Genomic DNA, 19,708 nt, shown 5'->3' with positions numbered 1-19,708 from the left:
CCGGCGGTGTGGTCGAGATCGCATATAATACGCCCGCCTCGAATCGACAACTGGCGGAGAACCGCCGAGAAGGAGCATGCGATGCTTTCCCACAACACGCTCGCACACCACGCGCTCACGCGGCGCAACGCCACCGTCCGGCCCTGGCTGCTGGTGCTGGCCGGCACCGTGCTGATGACGCTGTGCGCCCGGATCAGCTTCCACCTGCCCTGGAACCCGCTGGTGCCGATCACCATGCAGACCTTCGGGGCGCTGCTGATCGGCGCGCTCTACGGCCCGCGCCTGGGGGCCGCTACTATCGCCGCGTATATTCTGGAGGCCATGCTGGGCCTGCCGGTGCTGGCCGGGGGCACCAGCGCGTGGGCCGCAAGTACTATCCCTGGCCTGCCCGTGGCCTTCGGCCCGACGGCGGGCTACCTGTACGCCATGCCCGCCGCCGCCGCCCTGGTGGGCTGGCTGGCCACCCGCAGCTGGGATCGCAAGGTGGCCACGGCGCTGGGCGCGATGCTGCTGGGCACCATGGTCATTCTGGTGGCCGGGTTCGCATGGCTGCTGGTGGCAATGAGCATTATCAAGGGCGGCGCGCCCAACATGCAGGCCCTGTTCAGCGCCGCCGTGCTGCCCTTCATCCCCGGCGACCTGATCAAGGTGGCGCTGGCCGCGCTGGCGCTGCCCGGCGGCTGGGCGCTGCTCGGCTCCAAGGCTGGCCGCTAGGCAGCGTGCGGAAGCATAATGCTTCACGCGCCAAACGGTACGCCTTACGATCAATCGGTCATAGCTCTTGCTAGTACCAACCCAACCCGATGGGGCATCGGCAGGTGGGAAGTAGGGGCTATTGAGATAGCTGGGGCAGTCGCGTAAGATAAGCAGCAGAAAGGCGCTGCCCCAGCAGCTACGCTGGACGCTCAAGGACCCTCTCTCAAAATCCTCAAAATCGCCCCTGGCCCCTCATACTCCCCTCGTTCCGTCAAGCCGGAGCAGTGGCGGGCGCGCCTCTTTCTGCCAATCTTCAAAAAGCGGCTGGTCGCAGTGCGGCCAGCCGCTTTTTGCTGCCCGTCGCCTACGAGCAATGATGGTATACTTTGCCCACTGTATCGGCAGGAGAACACCATGCATTGCATCTACACCCCCGCGAGCGCCCTCCACAATCCCCCGTTCGAGCTGATCGAGGGCCAGGTGGTGACGCCGCACGAATCCCAACAGCGCGCTGATATCATCCATGCAGCCATCCGCCAGGCCCAGATCGGCCCGATCAGCGAGGCCGCCGACCACGGGCGCGCGCCGATCGAGGCCATCCATAGCCCCGACTACCTCGACTACCTTGAGCACATCTACGTGCGCTGGGTCGCGGCGGGCGGGCACCCCGCCGCCGCGCTGGCCGATACGCTGGCGGTGCGCTGGATGCGGCGGCCCTCGCTTAGCCCGCTGGCCCTGCCCGGCTACTACGCCTACGACCTGAGCAGCGCGATCGTGGCGGGCACCTACCAGGCCGCCTATGGTGCGGCCCAGGCAGCCCTAACGGCAGCATCGCTGCTCCGCGCTGGCGAGCGCGCCGCCTACGCCCTCTGCCGCCCGCCGGGCCACCACGCCGGGCGCGATCTGCACGGCGGCTACTGCTACCTGAACAACGCCGCGATCGCCGCGCAGTTCCTGCGCCAGGCGGGCCAGCCCGTGGCCGTGCTCGACATCGACTTTCACCACGGCAACGGCACCCAGCAGATCTTCTACGGGCGCGGCGATCTGCTCACCGTCTCGATCCACGGCTCGCCCGACCGCGTCTACCCCTACTTCCTGGGCTTCGCCGACGAGCTAGGCGAGGGCGAGGGCGAGGGCGCGAACCTCAACATCCCGCTGGAAAAGGGCACCACCAACGGCCAGTTTTTGGCCGCGCTGGAGCAGGCGCTAGAGCGCGTCGCACAGTTTGGTGCGGCCTACCTGGTGATCTCCACCGGGCTGGACACCTTTGGCAGCGACCCGCTGGGCGATTTCGCGCTTACATCCGATGCCTACGCCCAGATCGGCGCACGCATCGCCCAGGCGGGCCTGCCCACGCTCTTTGTGCAGGAAGGCGGCTACGCTGTGGCCGAGCTGGGCACCAACGTGGTCGGCCTGCTGGCTGGCTTTGAAGGCACACGCTAGAAGGAGCACCCCATGCGCTACGAGATCCGCCACATCTCTGTCCGCTCCACCATCAAGTTTGGCATCCTGGCCGGGGCCAGCGTCTCATTCCTGCCCGCCATCGCCATCGCCTTCCTCGCTCTTCAGCTGATCGGCCACGCCCTCGACGCGCTGGCCAACATGCAGCATGTGGTGATCGACCTGCCGACCATCAACCTCGGCATCGGCTCGGTCGATCTGCCCACCGTCCCTGTAGACTTCGTGCAGTCGTTTGGCTTGGGCGGCGCGCTCAGCACCATGCAGCAGCTGCACTCGGGCGGGGCGATGGTGTTCCTGCTCATCCTCGCGGTCGTACTGGTGGTCGGCTCGCTCTTCACCGCCATGCCGCTGCTGGGCTTTGTGATGTTCTACAACTCGGTCGCGCCGCGCGGCGGCATCGCGGTCGATCTCGTCCCGCGCGAGCGCCGCTAGGGTAAAAAAAGAGGGCGGGCAGCGTGCGGCTGCTCACCCTCTTTTTCTATGCTCGTTTCTCGGCCAGATCGCCCTAGCGGGTGATCAGCGGCAGGTAGACAAAGCTGTTCGGCCCGCTGCCCGGCGTCGGCGTGACCGGCGTCGCGGTCGGCGTCACCGGCGTGGTCGTCACCGTGCCCGTCGCGGTCGGCGTCACCGGCGTGGTTGTCACCGTGCCCGTCGACGTCGGCGTCACTGGCGTCGTCGTCACCGTGCCCGTCGACGTCGGCGTCACTGGCGTCGTCGTCACCGTGCCCGTCGACGTCGGCGTCACCGGCGTGGTCGTCACCGTGCCCGTCGACGTCGGCGTCACCGGTGTGGTCGTCACCGTGCCCGTCGACGTCGGCGTCACCGGCGTCGTCGTCACGGTCCCCGTCGCGGTCGGCGTCACCGGCGTCGCGGTCGCGGTCGGTGTCAGCGACGGCGTCACGGTCGGCACCTCCTCGCCCAGGCTCAGGCCAATCAGCACCGGATCGTGATCCGAGGCGCGGTAGGGATCGGACGTGTAGAGATCCGGGTTCTTGTACTCGGTGTTGTAGTCGATCACGGTCGGCTCGTCGGCGTTGATGTGCCACTCGGTCACACCCGCCACCTGCGTATCCAGGCTGGCCGTGGTCAGCGCGTGGTCGAGGTAGCCGGCAAGGCCGTCGAACACATACGAGTACGGGGTGGCGATGCGCTTCTGCAGCTGGTTCACCAGGCCGCCACTGGTCAGCGTGAAGATCGGATCCTCGTTGCCGTAGGCGTTCAGGTCGCCCATCACCAGCACGTCGGGGTCGCCGCTGGCCGTCTTCACCGTATCGATGAAGCTCAGCATCTCGGTGGCCTGCTGCACACGCTTGGCGTTCCAGCAGCCCTGGCCGTCGCCCTGATCGGTGTCGAGCGAGCCATCGGAAGGACAGCTACCCTTCGACTTGAAGTGGTTAATGATCACGCTGAACTTCTCGCCGTTGGCGATCGTGTAGGTCTGGGCCACCGGCGGGCGGCTGAACACCGTATCGGCGCTCGAGATCGCCACGCCGTTGGGGGTCACGCGGGCGGGCTTATAGATCTGGCCCACCTTGATCGCATCCGAGCCGAGGCGGCCGGTATCCGCCACTGGGTCGTTGGTCGGGTCGACGATCAGGGCATAGGTGCCCGCGCCAAGCTTCGCGTTCAGGCCATTTACCAGATCCTGAATGGCGCTGGTCGAACCCGAGCCGTCGTTCTCCATCTCGATCACACCAACGACATCGGCATCCAGCGCGGCGATCGCGTTGATGATCTTGGCGCGCTGGCGGGAGAACTCAGCCGCCGAGTCAGCGCCGCGGCAATCATCCGCGCTGCCTGTGGGATAGCAGCTATTAAACGTATTGAAGTAGTTCAGCACGTTGAAGCTGGCCACCTTCACATTGCCGCCCACATCCTCCGGGGCGGCGGTGCGCGCATTCACACGGGTAAAGGTCACATTGCTGGGCGTATTCACCTGGAGGCGGTAGCCACGGATACTGAGGTTCGAGTTAATCGCGCCGAAGTCAAGCGCACCCACTAGGCCGCTCACCGTGTCGCCAGCGCGCAGCGTATTGTCGGCACCAATGTAGGGGATGGGGTTAGGGTTCTGGGCGCTGCTCGCATCATCTAGCACGATCATGCGGGCGGCGTTGAACGCAGTCAGCTCGTTGGCCGCCGCCGTGCCGGGGCGGTAGCGGTTGGTCGGGTTCTCGGCCCGCCCGCCCGACGACAGCGTCACCTGGCCATAGCGGCCCTGGAAGTAGTTCTGGTCCACCGTCAGCGTCTCGGGGATGCTCACCAGCATGCCCTCGTAGCGCTCAAGGTTCTGGTAGCTGGCCTGGGGCGCATCCGGCAGGTCGAGCACGATCGGCGTGGGCACCGAAGTGCTCGAATCAAGCACCGTAACGCTTGAAAGCGTGATCTCGGTCAGGCCCTGGAACTCCGACACTGCGCCAGACACCTGCACGAGGTTTCCTGCCGCGATCTCTGCGGAGATAGTGCCGTAGATATAGATGCCATCGGAGGTGGCAGCGTTACCATCACCGGTCGCATCTTGGATGAACATACCCGAACGACCCTGGTTAATCTGGGTCACAATACCCTGGGTCGTCACCGTCGAGCCAGCCAAGGGGCTGGTGTCGGTGGTGCCCTGGATGGTGAAGATCGGCGTGTACGCGCCAGGGGTGGCCGTGGGCGTCACCGGCGTCGCGGTGGCGGTCGGTGTCACCGGAGTCACCGTCACAGTGCCCGTCGAGGTCGGCGTTGTGGGGGTGCTGGTCGCCACGCTGCAGCTGTTGGTCGGCGAGGCCGAGTTGCGCGGGCTGGGCGCGCCAGCGGTGAAGTCGGCGCTGTTCACCCCCGTATCCGTACAGCCGTTGCCAGCGCGCAGCGCAGCCTTTGTCCTATCTATCGCAGGGGCAGCGCTGGTCTCAGAATCATTTGCCGTACCATAGCCGATAAAATCAACGACATTCGCGATCCCACTGCAAGAGCTGCAATTCACGGCCGTAGTGCCCTGAACCAGCGCAACCTTGCCGTTCGCAGCGGCCATACTGATCGGCGAGCTAGGGACAAGATCAGGGGAGGGAAGATCGGCACCAACGGTACCCGTGCCCTCCTGAATCAGATAATAGCCATAGGCAGGAATCGACCCGCTCAGCGTTGTCACGGCAAAAGAGGAAGACGTCGTAGCAGCATACTGAACCGACCAGCCATCTAAGCTCACGGGCGATCCGGTGAGGTTAAAAAGCTCGATATAGTCACTTTTGTAAGCGGTATCGGCTGAAGTCGATTGCCCGCCACCATAGACTTGGCTGATCACAACATTCGTCGATACAGCCGCCGCACTCACGCTCTGGGGCTGCACAGCCGCCACCGAGGCACCAACAAGCCCCGCAATACAGGGAAGCAGCAGCACACGCCACCACGAGGACTGGTACGCCATTCAGACACTCCTTGTGTTGATCAGACAATGCGTGGGCAAACAATACACGGGCAGGATGTAGCTTCTATCAAGCCTATGTTAAATCTAGGATAAGGTCAGCCAGCCAATCGCGCACACCAGAGAGCCGTTGCGCGCATGGTGACCTTAATCTGCCTAGCGGCCCACCTCCTCGCATAGCGCAAAGCTGGCCCTGCCGTACGATCAAGGGAATGACGCCCCACACCCTACCAGCAGGCCCCGCAGTAGCTCACACAGCCGTATGAGTGCGCGACAGACACCCAGCTATTTACTTCAAGATCTTCACAGATTGTGAATATTCTACCATAAACTCGGGGATCACATCTTCATGCCGCCGATATCAAGATTGTGAGCACCACCTCAGCTACCCAGCAAGACGCTTGCCACTCATATCAATTGGTGGTAGCATAGCCCTTTGTTTGCAGCATCGGGCTGCGCAGCAAGTTGGGCCCAGCCGCACCATGGCGCGGCTCAGCGACCCCACAACCTACCGTGCCCAATCACGGGGACAGACACCCCAGACAGCGGATAGCGCACACTGCCGCATAGAAGGAGACCCATCCTATGACTCGACCTGCCGCCGGAGGCAGAATTGAAGCCATCTGTGGCTGTATGTTCAGCGGTAAGACCGAAGAACTGATTCGCCGCCTACATCACGTCAGCATCGCCCGCCAGAAGCTGGCCGCCTTCACCCCACGCCGCGATACCCGCTACGCCATCGGCAACCTGGTCAGCCACAACGGCGTGAAGATCGAAGCGTACACTATCGACTCGGTCAACGACATCTACCGCCACCTCGACCCCTCGGTCAAGGTTGTGGCGATCGATGAGCTACACTTTCTCGACGACACCCCCGAAAATATCGTGCAGGTCTGCCAGGATCTGGCCGACCAGGGCCGCCGTGTGATCGTCGCCGGGCTCGACCAAGACTTCCGCGCCCAGCCGTTTCCGGCCATGGCGCAGCTTATGTCGATAGCGGAGCAGGTCGACAAGCTCTACGCCATCTGCGTGTCATGCGGCGCATACGCCACCCGCTCGCAGCGCCTGATCAACGGCCAGCCCGCCCCGATCGAGGCGCCCACCATCGCCGTCGGCGGCCTCGAGCTCTACGAGGCCCGCTGCCGATCCTGCTACCAGATCTTGCACTAGCCCCTCCCTCAAAATCGCCTAACATCGGCTCAGCATGCCATGAGCCGTAGCTGGTTGCGCAACCGCTACGGCTCTGCTATAGTACCCATCACATCAACCCCACACGAGAACTCGCATGCTCGCAGAAGACTATATCAAGCAGAAGACCCCAAACTGGGAGCGGCTCACAGCGCTGCTCGACAAATCCAAGCTCAGCGGGCTCGCCAGCCTCTCCGCCGAGGAGATCACCGAGCTAGGGCGGCTCTACCGCAGCGCCACCTCCGATCTGGCCGTGGCGCGCCGCGATTTCGCCCAGCACCGCGTCACTATCTACCTGAACGGGCTGGTCGCCCGCGCCCACGCCGCCGTGTACCAGACACGCTCGGCCCGTAGCAACGCGATCTGGAAGTTCATCACCACATCCTTCCCGCAGGCCTTCCGCGACACCTGGCCCTACACCCTCGCATCATTTCTGATGTTCTTCATCCCAGCCATTGTCAGCTTTGCCCTAGCCTACACCAACCCGATCGAGGCAAGCTCGATCATGCCCGGGCTCGACAGCGCGCTCAACGACATCCGCAACGACCGCGAGTGGTGGCTCAGCATCAACTCCAGCGGGCGCGCCCAGAGCGCATCGTTTATTATGACCAACAACATCCGCGTGGCCATCCTGGCCTTTGCGGGCGGCATCCTGCTCGGCACGCTCACGCTCTACACCCTGGTGCAGAATGGGCTGATGGTCGGCGTGCTGGCCGGCGCGGCGCAGTCATACGGGTTCGCAGGCAAGCTCTGGGGGTTTATGGCCGCCCACGGCGTGATCGAGCTGAGCGTCATCTTCATCGCTGGTGGCGCTGGCCTGCAGCTGGGGTGGGCGATCATCCGCCCAGGGCTGCTCACCCGCCGCGCCGCGCTCGCCGCCGCCGCCCAGCGCGCCATGATCCTGCTGCTGGGGTGCATCCCGCTGCTGGTGATCGCAGGCACCATCGAGGGCTTTGTATCGCCCTCCTCCTTGCCGATCGGCGTCAAGCTCGCCGTGGCTCTTGGCTCCGGCGTGATCCTCTACAGCTACCTCATCCTCTCTGGCAGGAAGCCCAGCGCGCAGCAATAAAAAAAGCCGGGGTGAAATCTCACCCCGGCTTCTACGCTAGTTGTGTATCCCCGCTAGAGCGGCGGGTCGATCGCTATAGTATCGCCCACCTGAGTGCCCGTCGCCTCCAGCACCCCAGCAGGCAGCTCCACCACATAGCGCCCCTTGGCGGGCGATACCCCCGCAAACGGGCGGCTGGGCGGCATGCGGTGCTGCAGCCCCACGATCACATTTGCCTTATCTACAAAAAGCACATCGATCGGCAGGCGCATAAAAAAGGTATGGATGCTCCACTCGGGGTAGATGATCAGCGCAAAGCCCTCGGGCAGCGATGCACGCCCCATCAGGCCGCGACCACGCGACCAGAATGTGCGCGCGAGCTCCACCTTATCCGCAATCAGCGTACCACGGGTCTCATTACGAATCTGCATAGATGCGCGTCTCGCTACAGCCCACCGAACGACTCATACAGCTTCGGCACCGCAGGCCCAAGGATCACCACAAACAGCGCGGGGAAGATCAGGAACACCATCGGGAAGAGCATCTTCACCGGGGCCTGGTGGGCCTTCTCCTCGGCGCGCTGGCGGCGGCGGATGCGCATCTGGTCCGACTGCACGCGCAGGATCTTGCTGATCGAGACGCCCAGCTGCTCGGCCTGGATCACGGCTGCGATAAAGGTCTGCACATCATCTACCGAGCAGCGCGCCACCATATCGCGCAGCGCATCGCGGCGAGCGCGGCCAAGCCGCACATCGGTCAGCACCTTCTTAAACTCGCGCGAAAGCTCGTTATCCCACTTCTCGGCCACGCGCTGCATCGCCGAGTCGAAGGCCAGACCAGCCTCCACGCTAATCGTGAGCAGATCAAGCGCGTCGGGCAGGGCCTTCTGGATGTTATGCTTGCGTTTCTTGATCTCTTGGCCAAGCCAGATACCCGGCAGCATATAGCCTACACCGCAGCCAAGCGCGGTATACATCAGCTTCTGCATCACCGGCATCTCAGCCGAGGTAAAGGTCACAATACCAAAGACCACCAATAGGATCGCCGCTAGCGCTAGGCGAATACCAGAGAACATGATAGGCGTTAGGTTCCCTGGGTTACCCGCCTGCTGCAGGTTCTGGCGCACCCGATCGGCACTAGCCTGTGGGCTCATCTTGCCCAGCACCCCCAGCACGCTGCGCATCATTGGCATCACTACGCGCTGGCTAAACGGCTGCTGAAGCTCCATTTCCTCAAGGGTCAGCTGTCGTTCGGTAAACTGAGTCAGGCGATCGCTGATCGCATCGCTCTGCCCACCACCCTGCCGCGCTATCACCACGATCACGCCAATGAAAACAAGCACGACAACAGCAATTATTCCGAAAAGAAGCATCGTAGTCCCCCTGCCTAAACCTCGATATCGACGATCTTCATCATGATCACATAGCCGACCGCGATCATCGCCAGCGATGCGACAGGAAAGCAGCACCAGGCATCAGGCGGAAAACCAATGGTAAAAAGGGGTGCCATAAATGAAGGATTCATCATACTGATCATCATGGCAAGACCGATAGGCAGGGCGGTGATCACATAGCCCGACATACGGCCCTGCGCGGTCAGCACCGAGATCTCGCCCTTGATGCGGACGCGCTCGCGAATGGTGTGACCAATCGTCTCAAGGATCTGTGCAAGATTACCACCGACTTCCTGCTGAATGTTCACTGCCGTAATCAGCAGATCCAGGTCATCCGATGGCACGCGCTTGAGCAGATTGTCGAGGGCCTGCGATGTCGAGAGGCCAAGACCCACCTCTTGCACCACACGGCGGAACTCCTGCGCCATCGGCGCTGGGGCCTCGCGTGACACAAGCTCCATCGACTGGAGGAAGCTATAGCCAGATCGCAGCGAGTTGGCCAGCATGCCGATCGCATCGCCCAGCTGATTATTGAACGACTTCAGGCGGCGCTTCGCTGCCATATTCACATAGATATCAGGAATAAATGAGCCAAGGACCGCACCCACCAGGCCGGCGATCAGCAATGCAGCGGGCGCCGCACGGCCAAGGACTGCGCCCAAAGCAACACCAAGCAGGGCCGCTAATATCTTGGTGCCAATAAACTCGGTAACCGTAAGCTTGATATCGGCCCGCGCCAGATTGCGCGCCATCTGGCTACCGCGCTTGCCCTTCGAGACCTTGGCATCCAGAGCAGCAAATGGCTTCGCCTGGGTTCCCGACGATGCCTGCTCGAACTGGCGACCCGCATACTCATTCAGACGATTATCGACCCCGGGAGCACCTGCCGAACGCCGATAGAGTAGGAATGCTCCCCCCATTATCAGAAAGAAGGCGATTGGTGCAATCACTAATGGTCCCACAGAAAAGATCCTTTCCGGTCAAGGGCACCGATCTGGAAAGCACAACTGTGGCCCAGTGATGCAAAGACCATCATAACCACAGCCAAAAGTCAAGTATTAAAAGAATCGGTCGCTGCTTGCGCCAAAGATATTTGGCGGAAGATAGATATTGTGCTGTTCAAACAGCTCAATAAACTTCGGGCGAACGCCAGTCGGACGTAGCTGGCCGACAATCTTACCACGCTCATCCAAACCAGTCTGCTCGAACACGAAGATATCTTGCAGCACCACAACATCACCTTCCATCCCCTGCACCTCGGTGATATTGATAACCTTGCGGCTACCATCTTTTAGGCGCGACTGCTGCACCATAAGATTGACTGCCGCGGCCACCTGCTCGCGAATGGCACGAACAGGCAGATCCATACCTGACATCAGGCACATAGTCTCGATACGAGAAATAGCATCGCGCGGGGTGTTCGCGTGCAGCGTCGTCATCGAGCCATCGTGGCCAGTGTTCATGGCCTGCAACATCTCAAGGGTCTCGCCGCCGCGGCACTCGCCAACTACGATGCGCTCTGGGCGCATACGCAGGCAGTTGATCACTAGGTCACGGATGGTAATCTCGCCCTTGCCCTCAATGTTAGGCGGGCGAGACTCAAGGGTAACGACATGATCTTGGCGAAGCTGCAGCTCAGCAGCATTTTCGACCGTAATGATCCGCTCGTCATCGGGGATAAATGACGACAGCGCATTGAGGGTAGTCGTCTTCCCTGAGCCAGTGCCGCCTGCCACCACGATATTGAGCCGGGCACGCACACACGCCGAGAGAAATTCCGCCATGTCGCGGGTCATCGACCCAAAGCGGATCATATCATCGACGGTAATACCCTCTTTCTTGAACTTACGGATGCTCAGGCAGGGGCCCACCAGCGAGATAGGGCGGATAACCGCATTCACACGCGAACCATCGGGAAGGCGCGCATCGACCATCGGTGACGACTCATCGATACGGCGACCAAGCGGAGCAACAATACGATCGATCACACGCAGCACGTGATCGTCGTTATTGAACATTACATCGCTGCGGGTCAGCTTACCACGCTTTTCAACGTAGATCTGCTTGGGGCCATTCACCATGATCTCGCTGATATCGGGGTCGTTCAGAAGGATCTCAAGCGGTCCGAAGCCAAGAATATCGGCTGCGATACTCTCGAACATGCGCGCTCGCTCGGCACGGCTCAGCACGATATTTTCGCTATCGAGGATGCTGTTAAAGATCTCTTCAACCTGCCGCCGAACCTTCGAGGCATTCGACAGATCAAGCTTCGGATCAAGCTCGCCAATCAGCCGCTCCTGCACTCGGATCTTTATGTCGTTAGAATTATCATCTGTCTCGCGCGCTGCGCCAAACTTGGATGTTGGAGCAGCTCCCCCAGGGCGGGCGGGGGCAGGGGTAGCATTGGGTTCAACGGGGCCGCCGCCGATACGCTTAAGCAAAGACATTCCTTATACCTCCCGGTTGGTCTGTACCCTTTAGCGCTTTGCCATCAGACGCGAGAACAGACCCGACTTCTCGGGTGCCTTCTCGGGGGTGGCTTTCTGCGCATCTTTCTGGGTTGTGGCCCCTCGATTCGAGAGCAGGGCTGCCAGCGCAAAGATATCTTTTGTTATCTGGATGCTGCGTTTTTCGATCACCAGCGGCACCCCGTTATTGATCGCCAGCGCCATATCATTGCCCGCGTTTGCGAGCTGCAGCGATATCTTATGGCGGATGGTGTCTTCGACAATATCGACCCGCAGGCCCATGCGATTATCGGCCTTATTGAGCACAAGGGTGATCTTTTCGGCTGGGTATTCCAGCAGGCCTGCAACCTCAAGGAACTGCGTGATATTTTTGATCGATGTCATCTCAAGGGTCATCAGCACGATGATGCGATCAGCAACATCAAGCAGGGCCAGGGTCTTATCTTGGAAAGAAGACTGAGTATCGACCACCACATAGTCGAACTCGGTGCGCATCAGCTCTACGATCGCCCGCAGATGATCGGATGTCACCAGCTCGCCGGTCTGCGGGTTTGGCGGGGCCAGCAGCACTTTGACCTGGGTGGTGTGGCTCACCAGCACATCATTCAGCAGCTCGCGGTCTAGCTCGGCGATACGGTTGGAGAGATCGACAATGGTCTTCGACGACTTGAGGTTCATGATCACGCCCAGGTCGCCGAGGCTCAGGTTGCCATCGACCAGCGCAACTTTCTTGTTCGTGCTCTGGCGCAGCGCCACCGCTAGGTTCGCGGCAATAACCGAGGAGCCTGCGCCACCCTTCGGGCTGAATACCGCAATCACCTGCCCCTGCTGTGCCGCTCCGGCGACCTCGCCCGTGGCCACAGGGGCGGCGGTGGTAGTGTAGCGGCGCTCTGCCGTGCGGAGCTTGTTCACATGGCGGATCGCATTATAGAGCTCTTCGGCGCTGATCGGCTTGATCAGAAACTCGCGTGCGCCTGCGAGCATCGAGCGCCGCAGATAATCCTGCTCGCCCTGGACGCTCATCATGATGACTTGCGTCGTAGGCACCTGGCTGAGCACGGCCTCGGTTGCTTGTATGCCGTCCATGTCCGGCATATTGATATCCATTAGGATGACATCTGGCTGATGCTGCTTTGCAAGGGCAACGGCCTCGCGCCCAGTACTTGCCTTTGCGATGACCTCAATGTCTTTCTCGAAAAACAGCAACTTCTCAAGATTATCGCGTGTCTCGGCGATGTCATCAACAATTAGCACGCGAATTTGGCCCTGCTCAGACATGCAGATCTCCTCGGTGTCTCGGACTGGATAAGGTTGAAATCCTAAGGTGCTGTGCGCTCTTGGGCGCACAACACCTGCTCTCTACGGCATCTGCAACTGAAACTACGGTGTCGGCGTGGGCGTTGGTGCCGCTGGCTGCTGAGCGCCTGCCGGTGTTGGAGTCAGCGCGTTGTTCTCAGTCACTGCAGGCACCGCCGGAACTGGCAGCGGAAGACCAAAGTTGCTGACCAGCAGATCCAGGGTGGCACCGCGCGTATCCTCAACCGTATTGTCGCCGCGACCACGAAGCACCAGCGTGATGCCATTCCCCTGTTCGCGCGAGTACTTCAAGATCTCGGCCTGCTGATCGGTCATCGCCACAATCAAGAGCCACGAGCCGGGGGTAATGCCAGGGCCATTTGCCTCGGTGGTCGTGTTGGTGGTGCCATCCGGGCTGATCGGCTGGCCGCTCTCATCAAGCTGCGCCTCGGCTGTTGGGGTAGTAGTGCCCTCAGGGGCCGCTTCAGCATGGCGGATCCTCAGCACCTGCACATTTTGGATCAGAGTCTTCGTCGACTGGCCGTTAAACTGCTCCTCAACGATCTTAAGCAGGCCCTGCTCATCAAACCCTGGACGGAGGTAGATGCGCGACACATTGAAAGATGCGATAATATCGACGAAATCCCCTGGTGTGATCTCATCGGCAACACCTGTCAGGTTGTTCACCATCAGCGAGATCGCCTTGGTGCGCGGCTGGCCCTCGGCAGCCGGCGGGATCTGCGAGGAGAGACCAGCGTCGGTGACATCATCTGCCATGATCGGCTGGGTCGCATTCACTGCAGAGATAGTCACTTTGCCCGTGAGCTCGGAGACATTGGTAAAGTATTTGTTCGCCTGGCTGCTGTACTCAGTCTCAGGGATCTCGGTCTCGGTCAGCAGCGACTCGGTATCGGTCAAGAGGGTATTGCGCGGAATGTCTACCCGGGCAACCACCACACGCTGCATAGGAATAGCCGTGGGAGGAAGGACTTGCTCCTGGCTACTTCCAGTCAGGCCAGAAAGACCGTTCCCAAACATGAATATGACCGCTACGACCACTACAGCCAAGAGAAGACCCACAAGCAAAATCAGCTGGCCTCCACGCCTCATGAGAGATGACCTTTCTTCACAATACACAAATGCGGTGCGCGAGGTACCTGTGGTGGCAATTATAGCACAGGCACTTAAAGATGAATAGCCTATAGAGAAGGGCTAAAACACCTATTGGTCTATAGTACTAAGGTCCAGGCACGGTACCAATTTTTACTTTTAGACACAGCAGAACATCCACTCTGGTGCTATTACGAGCACCAGAGTGGATGTTTTTCTCAGGTCTACTTGCTGATCATTGGCAGCGACAGATCGTAGGAGACGACAGGAATCTCAGGGTCGGTAGGATTCAAGGTGAATGAATATTTGATCACATTGTTGGACTCACCATTCAGCGCATCGGTCTCATCGATGCAGCCGTTCGCAATCCCATTCCCGCTGGTATCATCGCAGTAGGAGTCGACCACCAGATACACGTAGTAGGTGCCTCGTCCGTTCTTGGCAAAGTAGCTAAGCAGATTGAGGTTGTTCGACGTACAGTTGGGATCGGTGGTGATATCAGCCCACGACAGGATCTGATAAGTTTGATTGGCTGTCATCCGCGATGTTGGGATTGTTGTACAGCCGATATCGTGTGTATCGGACTGCACAGGGATAGTTGGCGGTGAACTTGGCTCCTGATCCTTGTAGATAAAGATATCGACAAAGAAGGAGCCAACCGAGCCATCCGAATCGGCATTCTGGGTTGGCTCATAGCCTCCATTTACCGGCAGATCTTCCTTATCATTGTGGTTACGGATACGCACATTGAAACCGATAAGCTGCTTGTCGGCGTTGAAGACCGCCTCGATATCTTTCTTATCAAGATCTGCGCGTATATCCGGGCTGCCCGGCAGCAAGATCAGCAGCGAGAGGTAGAGCAGCGTCGGGGTAGATGCCCCCAGGGCCGCCGAGTATTCTGGCTCATTCTTGAGGCTAACAAGTCGAGCACGATATTGGAAACAGCGACCCTCGGCGGTATCCAGGGTTACCTCATTTGCGCCCTCTTGGGAGAAGGAGCTGCCAGAGTTGCCATCTATTGGCTTCCAGTCGTTAAAGGTCCAACCCGGATCGCTGCAGGTGTTGGCGTTCGCCACACGATACGAAATCTCGATATCGCCATTATTGGGATCGCTAAAGTAGGTGCCCCAGCGGATGTTCTGCACCTCAGCATTCGAAAAGTTGAAGTCGACCACATTGCTGTAGTACCAACCATCACGCGGGTAACCAACCAGCTGCTTCTGCTCGCCGCCGATCTTGCCATAGCGAATGTCGCTGGTATAAACGGGGTTGTTGCCATCAGCCGTAGACTGCCCGCCCAGCACATACACATATGCCGACTCGCCCACCTTCACCAATGCTGTACCATGGAAGGCTCGTGCGGTAGCAAATGCATCTTCATCCGCGAGGAAGTTTGAGCCATTCTCGGACAGAGGAGGCAGTTCAAGAAAGTCATTAACGATCGACATGAGCATGTCGTTCTGGGGGTTAAGCGCGGATCCATCCACCACAGCCCCGCCGGGCAGATAGTTTTTACCACCAAAGGTCACTGCGCCTAGCCCAACGCGTGCCGAGGGCAGTGTACCACTCGTCCAGTCGCCACTGTCGGGCGAGCCAGTTGCGCTGGGCAAGATCTGGTACACCTCGGCATTATAGGCAGCACCTGGGTTGCCAGGGAAGTTATTTGATACGGTCTGACCACCAAAGACGTAGATCGCACGGCCACCATACAAGTTGTTGGTGACATCGTATGCGCCGGATACTGCGGCGGCGTCCCAGAGGCCAGCAGCATCCACACCGCTATCATCCCGAAGATCCAGGTCGGCCCCACGATCCCAGCCCTCCTGCGAAGGATTGGATGGCTTAACAAGCTTGCCAGTCGAGCTATCGACCTTGGCCCAGAAAACTGCTTTCGAGCCACTCTCCACCATATTTTGATCAACGCGATAGCGCTGCAGGCCACCGATCAGGTACACATAGGTCGTACCGTTAATCGTGCTAGTAACCGCCGATGCGCCCTGCAACCCGGAAAGCTGGTTAATCAGCGGGATAGTCGCGTTCGAGAGGCTCTCCCAGGTGCTGATGCGGCCATTCGAACCAATCGTGGCGCGGCGCACCGCATAGCTCGAAAAGTCGCGACCGCTCTCGCCAATGCGCGTGTTACCGCCAATCACATAAATGTAGCTCTTGCCACCAGCGGTCGCGGTCACCACCGCCGGCGAGTTCACTACCGCCGTAGGGTCAGTGAAGCCAGTATCACCAGAGGATACAACAGCTGGCAGAGAAGGTTCAGCAACCCAATCAGAGGTAAACTCGCCGATAGCCTGATTTGCCGTTGCGGTGGTAGCCACCTCGGCCGAATAGACCTCGGCGGTTGTCTCATAGGTGCTTGAGCCGTTGACATGGGCAATGCCGCCGATCACAAAGATACGGGTGCCCACCACAGCAATACCCATGCGTGCCAAGTTTCTCGGCAGCGAGTGGGCCGACGCATTCTCTTGAAACTTGAAGATGCTAATAGGAGTGACCTGCACCCCACCTTTGTCATCGAGCGCTGCGGCACTACCCGAGGTAGATTCGTAGGTTGTCATCTCGGCGCGCTGAAATGTGCCCTCGGTAAACTGGTTAATTGTATTATTTACCGTTAGGTTCTTCTTCACTTTTGCTTCAGCAACCTGTGGCGTGAGCACAGTGGAGAGAAGCAGGCAGGTGCTTACCAGCAGCATCATGCCTGCGTTGCGTGATGCAGATTTCCACCTCATTGCGTAGCTCCTTGAATGAAACCGGCCAATAGGGACAACAGATCGGATAGTATTGTAGCGGGAGTGTATCAGATAAAAAAGCAAAAAATGCTATTCAAACATTTCAATTTTTCTTCAATTACGCTGCCATATAGCAGAAGCATCGGATCGATAAAGCTGATCAAGCGTTTTTTGACACCCAACTCCCTCTGATGCGCTGCGTACAGGTATGCATACGAATGCGATAGACCAACAGTGCGCATCTGAGACAAGAACCGAGTCCCGAGCAAACGCTCGGAACTCGGTTCTTGAGCCGCTACTCCCCTACTTGACGGGGCAGACGTTCTGATTCGACTCAAGGTCTACGTAGACCGTGGGCAGAATGATACTGCTATTCAGCGAACTATCCTTCACCACCGCAAACGAGAGCTTGTTTGAGAACGAGATCTTGTTCCACGATAGCGCCTGATAGATACGTGAGATCGGCGTTGGCTCATCCCCGCCCTTGTATCCAATCCAGGCGGCCATCTGGTAGTTGCCTGGCGGCAGGTTGGTCTTGATACCCAGCTTGCCACTGGCGGCATCGTGGGTAATCGGAACCTCGGCGATAACCGACGTGCCGTTATCGTTGTAGATCTTCACCTTGCCGAACTGCTCTGATGTCAGTGCGTAGCTACCGCTCAGATCTGAGTGATGGGAAGCATCGATACGATCATAGTAGCGGCTGCCACCATTCGAGATGCAGTTCGTGTTGTTCACGCGCTTGCGGATGGCCTCCATCACCGAGCCGACAAAGCCAGGCTCGTTGGCCTTGTAGAGCATCGACGGGGCCGAGGCAACCTGCGACAGGCCATCGGTTGCCACAGTGGCCAGCGCGATCACATAGATCTGCGACTCTTTGTTGGCCTCCTTCAGCAGATTGGCCTGGTTGACCATCTCGGTGATCGGGCGGTTCTGGCCAGCCGATGCCGAGTAGCCGATCTGGCACGGGTCAGGCGTGTTCTGCGCCTTATTTGGCGACCAACCTGCGCTCTGAGGGCAGATATCGGTTGCATAGTTTGTCGTGCCGCTCAGGAACACGTTGGCAACACCATCGGTCAGGTAGATGATAACATCACGGTACTTCTGGCCGTTAGGAGCAACACTGGGGGCTGTGGAAAGCACCGTGCGCGCCATCTGCAGCGCCTGCGGGCCAGGCGTGCCACCATTGGTGATGTACGGATCGTTGTTGTATGAACCAAGCGTATCAAGCTCGCTGAGCAGCGTCGCTTTATTGTTGGTATAGCCGCTGCTCGGCACCACCAGGGCATTGCCGCTATAGCCGCGACCCGAGCTGAATGCGGTGTAGCGCATGGTGTCGTTCGCGCCAAGGCCGCCGATAAAGGTGCGGATCGCATCCTTGGTCGTGTAGATGCGGCGCTCTTTGTAGTTCCACCAAGGCGACGTCGGACCGCTGCAGTTTTCCCTATAGGTGTACTGTGTTTCGGGGGCCGACCACTCGCAGCGATAGTTGGTGCCGCCAGAGGTGTTCGCGTTGGCTTTTATCGTACCGCCAAGCGTACCATTGCCATAGAAGTCCCACACCATCGAGCCAGAGACGTCGATGACCAGCTGGTAGGCGATCGGGTCAGCAGGCTCGCTCTCGGTCTGCCAGCGCGGGTTCACCTGGAACGGGATGGTGACCTCAATACCAGGGGGCGGAGTAGTTGTACCAGGGGGGGGCGGCGTAGTGGTGCCATCCACCGGGTCAACGTTAGTCACCAGACAGGGCATGTCGTTCGCTGGCCCAAGGTAGACCAGGTCGATATATGCATTAGCGCCGCCTTGCTGGCTCATACCGCCGTTGCCATCGGGATTGCCAATATAGAACTTGCCAAAGCTCTTCAGCTTCACAGCGGTATTGGTGCCACCCCCATTACCGTTAGCATTATTGATAGCCGTTTCAGAGCTGATAATGGGCAGAATAAGGGTAGTGCGCTCTGTTTGTAGCTTCTTCAGCGCAGCGCCCACATCGTTGCTCTGGAACTTCGCGCCGGGTGCGGCTGCGATCCAGTCGCCAATGGTCAACTGGCCAGGCGAAAATGGATAGCCAGCGAGCTGTGGGGTATCGCTTGGGGGTTGCGGAGTCACCTCTTTGAAGGTGCTAGCCAGCGTGCCAGCACCAGTGAAGGCGGCGGCTAGGCCAGGCACATCCGATGATGAGTCATTGGCGTTCCAGCGCAGGAGCGAGAAGCTACCCGCGCCCATAGCAGTACCCGAGTCCTTCAGCCAGATTCGCCGCCAGAACTTGTTCTTGTACACCCCATCGGAATAGGTGCCAAACTCTTTGTCAAGTGAATTACCTTTGTGTAGTTCGGCCGGGGTCGGCGCCCTCATCACGCCATTGATCTCATCAACGGTGGTATGCCACACTGCAAGCGGGTAGACGCCATTAATCGGCGGGCAGCGCCCAGCCCACGACGTCGAATCGACCGGCAGCGAGGGCCGACCTACCACCCGTGCGAAGTAGGTGCTAACCGTGCCTTTCACATTCACCTGGATATACTGAGCTTCTGTGATGTTCACGGTCGTACATTCGCCAATATTACAGTTCGAGATGACCTTACCCTCGACATTCAGGTAGTTGGCCTGAAGCGTACGCGGGCTGCCATCATCGGTATCCAGCTTGACACCATTGGACTTTAGCGACTCGCGGATGCTTTGGCCAATCGCTTCATCGCTATAGCCCTTGACCAAGAAATCCATACCTGCGATTGCAGCCGCGTTGGTGCCGCGCGTGACGGTGCGCTGTTCGGCATAGGTATTGCCGACATCCACCGAGAGGCCAACCATCGCGAAGAGCAGCACGATCATCAGCGCGATGAGCGGGATACTCTGGCCGGACTCCCTTCTACGCCGTAGAAGATTCATACTCGTCCTCCTGAA

Annotated in this window: 14 protein-coding genes; 5 read left to right on the top strand and 9 right to left on the bottom strand. The window is 59.5% G+C overall.

Going from position 1 to position 19,708, the window contains the following annotated elements; translation table 11 throughout:
* Positions 1 to 81: 81 nt before the first annotated feature.
* The 3 genes from F8S13_23895 to F8S13_23885 all read left to right on the top strand — a co-directional run bounded on the left by F8S13_23895 (position 82) and on the right by F8S13_23885 (position 2,589).
* Entirely contained in the window at positions 82 to 714 is a 633-nt protein-coding gene (locus F8S13_23895; GenBank protein ID KAB8140518.1) for a biotin transporter BioY, read from the top strand.
* A gap of 396 nt (positions 715 to 1,110) precedes the next feature.
* The gene (locus tag F8S13_23890) at positions 1,111 to 2,139 is read left to right on the top strand and encodes a histone deacetylase family protein (GenBank protein KAB8140517.1); all 1,029 of its coding nucleotides are present in this window, start codon (positions 1,111 to 1,113) and stop codon (positions 2,137 to 2,139) included.
* Between the two features lie 12 nt (positions 2,140 to 2,151).
* Positions 2,152 to 2,589 carry a hypothetical protein gene (locus F8S13_23885; GenBank protein KAB8140516.1) on the top strand — a complete coding sequence of 146 codons (438 nt, stop codon included), beginning with the start codon at positions 2,152 to 2,154 and terminating at the stop codon, positions 2,587 to 2,589.
* Between the two features lie 73 nt (positions 2,590 to 2,662).
* Here the strand turns inward: F8S13_23885 and F8S13_23880 are convergent, their stop codons facing one another.
* On the bottom strand, positions 2,663 to 5,563 hold the full coding sequence (locus F8S13_23880; GenBank protein ID KAB8140515.1) for an ExeM/NucH family extracellular endonuclease: 2,901 nt from the start codon (positions 5,561 to 5,563) through the stop codon (positions 2,663 to 2,665).
* A 582-nt stretch (positions 5,564 to 6,145) separates the two neighbouring features.
* Here F8S13_23880 and F8S13_23875 point away from each other — a divergent pair.
* A complete protein-coding gene (locus tag F8S13_23875) occupies positions 6,146 to 6,730 on the top strand; it encodes a thymidine kinase (protein KAB8140514.1) in 585 nt (194 codons plus the stop codon).
* Between the two features lie 115 nt (positions 6,731 to 6,845).
* Positions 6,846 to 7,817 carry a stage II sporulation protein M gene (locus F8S13_23870; protein KAB8140513.1) on the top strand — a complete coding sequence of 324 codons (972 nt, stop codon included), beginning with the start codon at positions 6,846 to 6,848 and terminating at the stop codon, positions 7,815 to 7,817.
* Positions 7,818 to 7,870: 53 nt separating this feature from the next.
* Here F8S13_23870 and F8S13_23865 read toward each other — a convergent pair whose 3' ends face one another.
* From F8S13_23865 to F8S13_23830, 8 genes are all read right to left on the bottom strand, one after another.
* Entirely contained in the window at positions 7,871 to 8,227 is a 357-nt protein-coding gene (locus F8S13_23865) for a DUF192 domain-containing protein (GenBank protein ID KAB8140512.1), read from the bottom strand.
* Between the two features lie 14 nt (positions 8,228 to 8,241).
* Positions 8,242 to 9,168 carry a type II secretion system F family protein gene (locus F8S13_23860; GenBank protein KAB8140511.1) on the bottom strand — a complete coding sequence of 309 codons (927 nt, stop codon included), beginning with the start codon at positions 9,166 to 9,168 and terminating at the stop codon, positions 8,242 to 8,244.
* Positions 9,169 to 9,182: 14 nt separating this feature from the next.
* A complete protein-coding gene (locus F8S13_23855) occupies positions 9,183 to 10,109 on the bottom strand; it encodes a secretion system protein (GenBank protein ID KAB8140530.1) in 927 nt (308 codons plus the stop codon).
* A 138-nt stretch (positions 10,110 to 10,247) separates the two neighbouring features.
* Entirely contained in the window at positions 10,248 to 11,636 is a 1,389-nt protein-coding gene (locus F8S13_23850) for a CpaF family protein (GenBank protein ID KAB8140510.1), read from the bottom strand.
* 30 nt (positions 11,637 to 11,666) lie between these two features.
* Positions 11,667 to 12,935 (bottom strand): MinD/ParA family protein, encoded by a 1,269-nt coding sequence (locus tag F8S13_23845; protein ID KAB8140509.1) that lies wholly within the window; start codon positions 12,933 to 12,935, stop codon positions 11,667 to 11,669.
* A 102-nt stretch (positions 12,936 to 13,037) separates the two neighbouring features.
* The gene (gene cpaB / locus F8S13_23840) at positions 13,038 to 14,063 is read right to left on the bottom strand and encodes a Flp pilus assembly protein CpaB (protein ID KAB8140508.1); all 1,026 of its coding nucleotides are present in this window, start codon (positions 14,061 to 14,063) and stop codon (positions 13,038 to 13,040) included.
* A 224-nt stretch (positions 14,064 to 14,287) separates the two neighbouring features.
* Positions 14,288 to 16,804, bottom strand: a complete 2,517-nt coding sequence (locus F8S13_23835) for a hypothetical protein (GenBank protein KAB8140507.1) — start codon at positions 16,802 to 16,804, stop codon at positions 14,288 to 14,290.
* Positions 16,805 to 17,107: 303 nt separating this feature from the next.
* On the bottom strand, positions 17,108 to 19,693 hold the full coding sequence (locus F8S13_23830; GenBank protein KAB8140506.1) for a hypothetical protein: 2,586 nt from the start codon (positions 19,691 to 19,693) through the stop codon (positions 17,108 to 17,110).
* Positions 19,694 to 19,708: the final 15 nt, after the last annotated feature.

It is taken from the genome of Chloroflexia bacterium SDU3-3 (genome assembly GCA_009268125.1).
Lineage (GTDB): Bacteria > Chloroflexota > Chloroflexia > Chloroflexales > Roseiflexaceae > SDU3-3.
This window is presented reverse-complemented; position numbering and strand designations above follow the sequence as displayed.

Bases quoted from the DNA above. Each gene is read 5' to 3' on its own strand.
- F8S13_23895 (KAB8140518.1), top strand. From the start codon at position 82: ATGCTTTCCCACAACACGCTCGCACACCACGCGCTCACGCGGCGCAAC.
- F8S13_23890 (KAB8140517.1), top strand. From the start codon at position 1,111: ATGCATTGCATCTACACCCCCGCGAGCGCCCTCCACAATCCCCCGTTC.
- F8S13_23885 (KAB8140516.1), top strand. From the start codon at position 2,152: ATGCGCTACGAGATCCGCCACATCTCTGTCCGCTCCACCATCAAGTTT.
- F8S13_23880 (KAB8140515.1), bottom strand. From the start codon at position 5,563: ATGGCGTACCAGTCCTCGTGGTGGCGTGTGCTGCTGCTTCCCTGTATT.
- F8S13_23875 (KAB8140514.1), top strand. From the start codon at position 6,146: ATGACTCGACCTGCCGCCGGAGGCAGAATTGAAGCCATCTGTGGCTGT.
- F8S13_23870 (KAB8140513.1), top strand. From the start codon at position 6,846: ATGCTCGCAGAAGACTATATCAAGCAGAAGACCCCAAACTGGGAGCGG.
- F8S13_23865 (KAB8140512.1), bottom strand. From the start codon at position 8,227: ATGCAGATTCGTAATGAGACCCGTGGTACGCTGATTGCGGATAAGGTG.
- F8S13_23860 (KAB8140511.1), bottom strand. From the start codon at position 9,168: ATGCTTCTTTTCGGAATAATTGCTGTTGTCGTGCTTGTTTTCATTGGC.
- F8S13_23855 (KAB8140530.1), bottom strand. From the start codon at position 10,109: ATGGGGGGAGCATTCCTACTCTATCGGCGTTCGGCAGGTGCTCCCGGG.
- F8S13_23850 (KAB8140510.1), bottom strand. From the start codon at position 11,636: ATGTCTTTGCTTAAGCGTATCGGCGGCGGCCCCGTTGAACCCAATGCT.
- F8S13_23845 (KAB8140509.1), bottom strand. From the start codon at position 12,935: ATGTCTGAGCAGGGCCAAATTCGCGTGCTAATTGTTGATGACATCGCC.
- cpaB (KAB8140508.1), bottom strand. From the start codon at position 14,063: ATGAGGCGTGGAGGCCAGCTGATTTTGCTTGTGGGTCTTCTCTTGGCT.
- F8S13_23835 (KAB8140507.1), bottom strand. From the start codon at position 16,804: ATGAGGTGGAAATCTGCATCACGCAACGCAGGCATGATGCTGCTGGTA.
- F8S13_23830 (KAB8140506.1), bottom strand. From the start codon at position 19,693: ATGAATCTTCTACGGCGTAGAAGGGAGTCCGGCCAGAGTATCCCGCTC.